We start from the raw sequence: 6634 nt of genomic DNA on the forward strand, positions 1-6634 counted from the left end.
ATTGCACCTTATGGTGCGCGGCTTGCGCGAAGCTTGCAGCGAGGTTTGAAATGAAATCAGCTTCGGACAAGCTTGACCTTTCATAAAGAGGCAAGTGTGAAGAAGGGGCTTCTTATGGTCGATACGATGACAAGCTATCGCCTGATCGCGTCTGATATGACGCGGTCATTGCAGCGTGTGTCAAAGGAACCTTTGGTGGAGCGGGAAACTGCTTACTACAAAGAGAATATCGGCAATGTGAAATCCATCGATGATTTTATGTCCGATACCCGACTTTTCAATTATGCTATGAAAGCCTACGGTCTTGAAGACATGGCCTATGCCAAGGCCTTTGTGCGCAAAATTTTGACGGAAGGCGTTGTCAGCAATGATGCCATGGCAAATAAGCTGACCGACAAGCGCTATAAGGAATTTGCCACCACCTTCGATTTTGCTGCCAAGGGTGACAAGGCAACTGACACCAAAGCAGCACAACAGGGTGTTGTCGATAAATATATGCGGCAAACACTGGAAAGCGACGCCGGTAGCCAGAATGAAGGTGTGCGTCTGGCGCTTTATTTCGAGCGCAAGGCGCCGACACTCACCAATGCATATGAAATTCTTGGCGATCGGGCGTTGCTTTCAATGGTGCAGGCGACTTTTGGCTGGCCAGCATCCATGTCCAATGCGGATGTCGACAAACAGGCCAAAATGATCGAAGAGCGGATCGATTTCGATAAAATGTCCGATCCCGCATATGTGTCGAAGTTCATTGCCCGTTTCACGGCAATGTATGAGATGAATAATCCAACGCAGAGTTCGCCTGCCTCCATTGCATCGCTGCTTTTGGGCGGCACATCCTCAGTCGGGATCTCGGTAAATATTCTGAGCACCTTGCAAAGTTTCAAACCGGGCGGGCGCTAAGAAATGCAGAATAATTCAATCTATGTTGGCCTGTCTTCGCTGGTCACGCTTGAACGGCGTATGGATGCGATTGCGCATAATGTGGCCAATGTTTCGACAGTTGGTTTTCGCGGCGAAGGTACCAAGTTTGAATCCATCGTCTCCAATAAAGCCGATGGTGATGTGAGCTTTGCGAGTGCGGGCAAAAGCTATATCCGCACCGAAGCTGGTCCATTGATCAAGACGGACAATCCTCTGGATGTCGCAGTCAAAGGCGATGTGTGGATGGCTGTCTCTACCCCGCAAGGGCAGGTCTATACGCGCGACGGTCGTATGAAGATGATGATGACAGGCGACCTTGTCTCCGTCATGGGCAATGCGGTTCTCGATGTCGGCGGTGCGCCCATTGTGCTTGATCCGAATGGTGGTGCGCCAAAGATTTCAAGCGACGGAGCCATTTATCAGAATGGCGCACAGATCGGCGCTATCGGTCTTTATTCCATTCCGAAAGATGCAGAGCTGAAATATGCCGGCAATTCCGGCGTGGTTTCAAACAAGCCCGCTGTGCCGATTGTCGATAACAACAGTGTCGGTCTTGTGCAGGGCATGATTGAAGGCTCCAACGTTGACGCTATGACCGAAATGACGCGGCTGATCAGTGTCAGTCGGGCATTTGAGCAGGCCAATAATCTGCTGACCCAACAGGAAAGCACGGTTGCCGAAGCCATCCGAACACTGGGCTCCAAAAACGGATGATAGCTGACCTGCCGCTCGCACGATTGGCCGCTGTTGTTCGCCAGCAGACGCTAGCGCCCCGACCACTGACAGGTCTTGGCGGTACGGTCAGTGATGTGTCGCGTTCGGCAATTGCCGTTCGCGGATTGTCACGCAATGCGCGTTTGGGCGATGTGGTGGCGATCCGTGCGGAAGGTGGTCAAAGTCTTGGCGAGATCATTCGCGTGGCTGACCGGCAGGTGTTGGTAAAGCCGTTTGATGACCGGATCATCCCCTCGCTGGGTGCTGCGGTGTTTGAAGAAGGGCCGCTGCGAATACATCCCGCGTCCGAATGGCGTGGTCGTGTCATCAATGCACTTGGCAATGCAGTTGATGGAAAAGGCGCGGTTCATCCCGGCACGCGCCCGATGGCTTCGGAAAACCTGGCTCCGGCGGCCTTGCGCCGCTCGCGCGTGGATCGCGGTCTTCGTACCGGCGTCAATGTCATCGATATTTTCACACCGCTTTGCTTTGGTCAGCGTATTGGCATTTTTGCAGGTTCCGGCGTTGGAAAATCGACACTTCTCGCCATGATGACGCGTGCTGCCGATTTCGACACCGTGGTTTTGGCGCTGACTGGCGAACGCGGTCGTGAAGTGCGCGAGATGCTCGAAGAAACCATGGCCGGTCATCTCGACAAGACTATAACCGTGGTTGCAACGGGCGATGAAAGCCCGATGATGCGCCGTCTGGCCCCCAATACGGCAACGGCGATTGCCGAATATTTCCGCGATCTTGGTCAAAATGTTCTGCTGATCGTCGATTCCGTCACGCGCTTTGCCCATGCAGCGCGTGAAGTGGCAATTGCTGCGGAAGAGCCGCCGGTTTCACGCGGCTATCCGCCAAGTGTATTCAGCCAGTTGCCGCGCTTGCTTGAGCGCGCTGGTCCCGGTGTGAGTGACGCGGGCGGCAGCATTACCGGCATTTATTCCGTGCTGGTCGATGGTGACGATCACAATGATCCGGTGTCCGATACGATCCGCGGCACGCTGGATGGTCATATCGTGCTTGATCGTGCCATTGCTGCACAGGGGCGCTTTCCGGCAGTTGATATTCCCGCATCGGTATCGCGTCTTGCGAAGCACAACTGGTCTGCCGACCAGCGCAAGCTTGCCGGGCAATTACGCGCCATGGTGGCCCGCTTCGAGGAGACGCGCGATCTGCGCGCAATCGGAGCCTATCAGAAAGGCCATGACGGATTGCTCGATCAGGCTGTTGATCTGGTGCCACGTGTCTATGAAGCGCTCCAGCAATCGCCCGAAACAAACGTCTCCGACGATCCCTATTCAGACCTTGCCGCAGCTTTGCGCGCAGATAAACAGGCATAACGCATCATGACGGGTTCTCGTAAAAGCAGGGAAGAGGCAGTTCTGGCTGATCTTGCCGCAGAGGTGGAAGCCGCTGCTATGAAAGAAGGCGCTAAAAAGCCGCAAAGCCAGGTGGATCGCTATCTCAAATCTGGTGCCATCACGCTTGCCGCGATCTGCGCGATGTTGCCCTTCGTCACCTATTTGCAGCGTGTTGATCTTGGTCCTGAAAAAAAGTCCGATAGCAAAATTGTCGATCCGCTTGACCGCTCCGATCAGAAGACCGTTCGTAGCTTTCCAGCGTTTAGACCCAATGAAGAAGTCGCACCCGATGAAGCTATTGATGACATGACGACGAGTTCGGTCATGTCCAATGGCAAGGGTTTGCCGGGAACCAGCAATCGTCCGGGTGGGGAAGGTGGCAGCGAAGGTCAGCCGCTGCCAAAGCCCATTTTCGCGTTGCGCGAAGTGGTTGGCGGCATGGCTATGATTGAAGATTCATCCGGTTACTGGTTTGTCGAAAAAGGTTCGCTTTTGCCGGACGGAAGCCATCTTGTTTCGCTCCGTCGCGATAACGGGTCAGGGAGCTGGCAGCTTACGACGTCTAATGGCGGCGTGATTGATATGCGTAAGTAGGGGAACATCCCTTCAACCTTACCCAACGCAAGCTTGACGCAAGTTCCGACCTTTAAGTTAACCAAAGGTAAAGGCGGGAAACTCCATGAGCTCCATTCATCTGTTTGATCTGGCGTCGAGGCAAGCGCAATGGTTGTCGGTAAGACAGGCGACTGTTGCGGGCAATGTCGCCAATGCGAACACACCGGATTTTCGGGCGCGTGACGTTCAGCCCTTTGCGGATGTGTTGAGTAAAACCCAGCTCACTATGGCTGCAACCAATGCACAGCATCTGGAAGTGGAGGCCAATGGCATTGCCGGTGCGCGTCTTCGTCCTGAAGATATTACCGAGCAAACCCATTCGGGAAACACCGTCGATGTCGAGCAGGAAATGATGAAGGCAGGTGAAATAGCGCGTGATTATTCGCTCAATACAAGCATCGTCAAAGCGTTTCATCGCATGATGCTGTCGGTTGCGAAGGGATAATCGATGTCGTCCGATGCTTTGCAGAACACACTGAAAATTGCGGCCTCCGGCCTGTCGGCACAGTCGACACGGTTGCGCATTGTTTCAGAAAACATTGCCAATGCGCAGTCCACTGCCAAGACTGCCGATGCCGATCCTTATCGCCGCAAAACAGTTTCCTTTCGCACCGAAGTCGAACAGGCAACGGGTGCAGCACAGGTGCGTGTTGCGGAAGTTGGACATGATACATCGGCTTTCGTTGAGCAATATGATCCGAGCCACCCGGCGGCCGATGCGCGCGGTTATGTTAAATATCCTAACGTCAACATGGTCGTCGAGATGGCGGACATGCGCGAAGCAAACCGTTCATATGAAGCCAATTTACAGGTGGTCAAGCAGGCACGTGAGCTGATCTCGATGACCATCGACCTGATGAGGAACACATAATGTATGACTCAATCATGAGCATTTCGGCGCGCAATGCCCTGTCGCGCCTTTCCGAAACAGTTGCCCAAACAAATGTCGGTTCCACCCAGGCACCACAGGCCATTCCGAGCGCTCCCGGTGCATCTTTTGGTGAAGTGCTTTCCCAGATGACGGATTCGGTTGGCCAGAAATTGCAGGCCGCGGAAGCAACATCCATTCAGGGCATCAAGGGGGATGCGCCAGTGCGTGATGTAGTCAGTTCCGTGATGGAAGCGGAACAGTCGCTGCAAACCGCAATCGCTATCCGTGACAAGATCGTACAGGCCTATCTCGAAATCAGCCGTATGCCGGTCTGAGTTCAGATAGGCTCTATTATTAAGGACGCGCTATGAAAGCCCTGACGATCGCCGCAACTGGCATGAACGCCCAGCAGCTTAATCTGGAAGTGATTGCCAACAATATCGCCAATATCAACACGACTGGCTTCAAGCGTGCTCGCGCAGAGTTTTCTGACTTGCTTTATCAGGCAGAGCGCACTGCGGGTGTTCCCAATCAGGCCAATCAGGCTGTTGTACCGGAAGGTGCGCTGGTGGGGCTGGGTGTTCAGACAGCGGCCGTTCGTAATCTGCATATTCAGGGCAGCTTCAATCAGACCGGTAATCCTCTCGATTTGGCGCTGACGGGTAAAGGCTGGTTCCAGATACAAAGCCCAACCGGTGAAACGCTTTATACGCGCGCTGGTGCATTTAATACCAATGCTGACGGTCAGCTTGTCACCATGGACGGAAATCTGGTTCAGCCTGATATTGCCATTCCCGCCAACACGATTGAAGTGGTGGTCAATGATTCCGGTGAAGTCTTTGCCAAGGTTCAAGGCAACGCAGGTATCGAAATGGGAGCAGCGATTGGTCGTATCGCACTTGCAAGCTTTACCAATGAGGCGGGTCTAGAGCCGTTAGGCGGTAATCTCTACCGCGAGACGGAAGCCTCTGGCGGTCCGATTGCGGGCAACCCTGGCGATCCCGGCTTTGGCACGGTCAAACAGGGGTATCTGGAAGCATCCAATGTCGATCCGGTCAAGGAAATTACCGATCTCATCTCCGCCCAGCGTGCCTATGAGATGAACTCGAAGGTCATTCAGGCTGCGGACGAAATGGCTGCAACCGTTTCCAAGAATATGCGCTGATGGTGATTGCGATGATGAAGCGCCTGAGACAAGCTTTTCGGAACACAAGTGCAATACTCGCCACGAGTTTTCTGGTGTTGAGCGCCCCGGCTGCACAGGCCGCTGAGCGTATGGCTTTCTTTGTGCCTTCCGTCACTGTCTATCCCGGACAGGTCGTAAGCGATGTTTCGCTGGTCGAAAAACAGTTTTACATCAGCCCGCCAGCCGCCAAACAATATGTGCTTTCACCTGAACAGGTGACAGGCAAGGTCGCCCGCCGAACGCTTATTTCGGGAAAGCCAATCCTGATGGCAGCCCTTTCGGAGCCTTCAATGGTGACGCGTGGCGAGCCTGCGCTGATGGTTTTCACCTCGGGTCCTTTGACCATCACCGCAACGGGGACGCCGCTTGAATCGGGTGCTGTTGGTGATTTCATCAGGGTCCGTAACGCTGATAGTGGCCTTATCGTCTCCGGTACGGTTCTCGCAGATGGTCGCATTCAGGTGGGGATGCAGTGATAAAAACATTCACCACCCTTATTGCCTGCCTTGCCCTCGTGCTCACGCCGATAACGGGGGTCGCGGATGAATCGTCAAAGAACGCAACCGAATTCCGTTCCGCTGTCGAAGCCGATGCGGATTGGCTTGGGGCGGGCGGCGATCCGTCCAAAATGGCCTATGCCGAACTTGGTCGCGGCAGTGCCGTTGCACGTCTCAAAGACATAGCCACAATTCAGGGCGTGCGTGAAAATCAGCTTGTCGGCTATGGTCTGGTTATAGGCTTGAATGGCACAGGCGACAGCCTGCGCAATTCGCCGTTCACCGAACAGTCGATGCGCGCCATGCTGGAAAATCTTGGCATCAATGCGCCGCGTAATTCGACGCGTGCTAAAAATACGGCTGCGGTTATCGTTACCGCCAATCTTCCGCCGTTCTCCGGTGCCGGATCGCGTATTGACGTGACGGGCACTGTTACTTTAACGTGAGTGCCGACGTAACT

The 6634-nt window shown here is 54.2% G+C and carries 9 protein-coding genes and 1 pseudogene; all 10 read left to right on the forward strand.

Annotated features, from left to right (window positions below):
• The first annotated feature begins 114 nt into the window (after positions 1-114).
• Positions 115-903, forward strand: coding sequence for a DUF1217 domain-containing protein (locus tag CEV31_RS20410; RefSeq protein ID WP_094510022.1), 789 nt, complete (start codon positions 115-117; stop codon positions 901-903).
• A gap of 3 nt (positions 904-906) precedes the next feature.
• A complete protein-coding gene (gene flgF, locus CEV31_RS20415; protein WP_094510024.1) occupies positions 907-1638 on the forward strand; it encodes a flagellar basal-body rod protein FlgF in 732 nt (243 codons plus the stop codon).
• Positions 1635-2984, forward strand: a complete 1350-nt coding sequence (gene fliI, locus CEV31_RS20420; RefSeq protein WP_094510026.1) for a flagellar protein export ATPase FliI — start codon at positions 1635-1637, stop codon at positions 2982-2984. Before flgF ends, fliI begins: the two co-directional genes overlap by 4 nt.
• 3 nt (positions 2985-2987) lie before the next feature.
• Positions 2988-3599: a hypothetical protein gene (locus tag CEV31_RS20425; protein WP_094510028.1), complete on the forward strand. Its 612-nt coding sequence runs from the start codon at positions 2988-2990 to the stop codon at positions 3597-3599.
• A gap of 85 nt (positions 3600-3684) precedes the next feature.
• Positions 3685-4065: a flagellar basal body rod protein FlgB gene (gene flgB, locus CEV31_RS20430; protein ID WP_094510030.1), complete on the forward strand. Its 381-nt coding sequence runs from the start codon at positions 3685-3687 to the stop codon at positions 4063-4065.
• A 3-nt stretch (positions 4066-4068) separates the two neighbouring features.
• The gene (flgC, locus tag CEV31_RS20435; protein ID WP_094510032.1) at positions 4069-4491 is read left to right on the forward strand and encodes a flagellar basal body rod protein FlgC; all 423 of its coding nucleotides are present in this window, start codon (positions 4069-4071) and stop codon (positions 4489-4491) included.
• Entirely contained in the window at positions 4491-4826 is a 336-nt protein-coding gene (locus tag CEV31_RS20440) for a flagellar hook-basal body complex protein FliE (protein WP_094510034.1), read from the forward strand. Before flgC ends, CEV31_RS20440 begins: the two co-directional genes overlap by 1 nt.
• 32 nt (positions 4827-4858) lie before the next feature.
• Positions 4859-5656, forward strand: a complete 798-nt coding sequence (flgG, locus tag CEV31_RS20445) for a flagellar basal-body rod protein FlgG (RefSeq protein ID WP_094510036.1) — start codon at positions 4859-4861, stop codon at positions 5654-5656.
• An 11-nt stretch (positions 5657-5667) separates the two neighbouring features.
• Positions 5668-6153, forward strand: coding sequence for a flagellar basal body P-ring formation chaperone FlgA (gene flgA, locus CEV31_RS20450; RefSeq protein ID WP_374847456.1), 486 nt, complete (start codon positions 5668-5670; stop codon positions 6151-6153).
• A pseudogene (locus CEV31_RS20455) lies at positions 6150-6599 on the forward strand (flagellar basal body P-ring protein FlgI); the annotation flags it as partial. The gene flgA and the pseudogene CEV31_RS20455, both read left to right, overlap by 4 nt.
• Positions 6600-6634: the final 35 nt, after the last annotated feature.

Source organism: Brucella thiophenivorans (genome assembly GCF_002252445.1).
In the GTDB taxonomy this organism is placed as follows: Bacteria; Pseudomonadota; Alphaproteobacteria; order Rhizobiales; family Rhizobiaceae; genus Brucella; species Brucella thiophenivorans.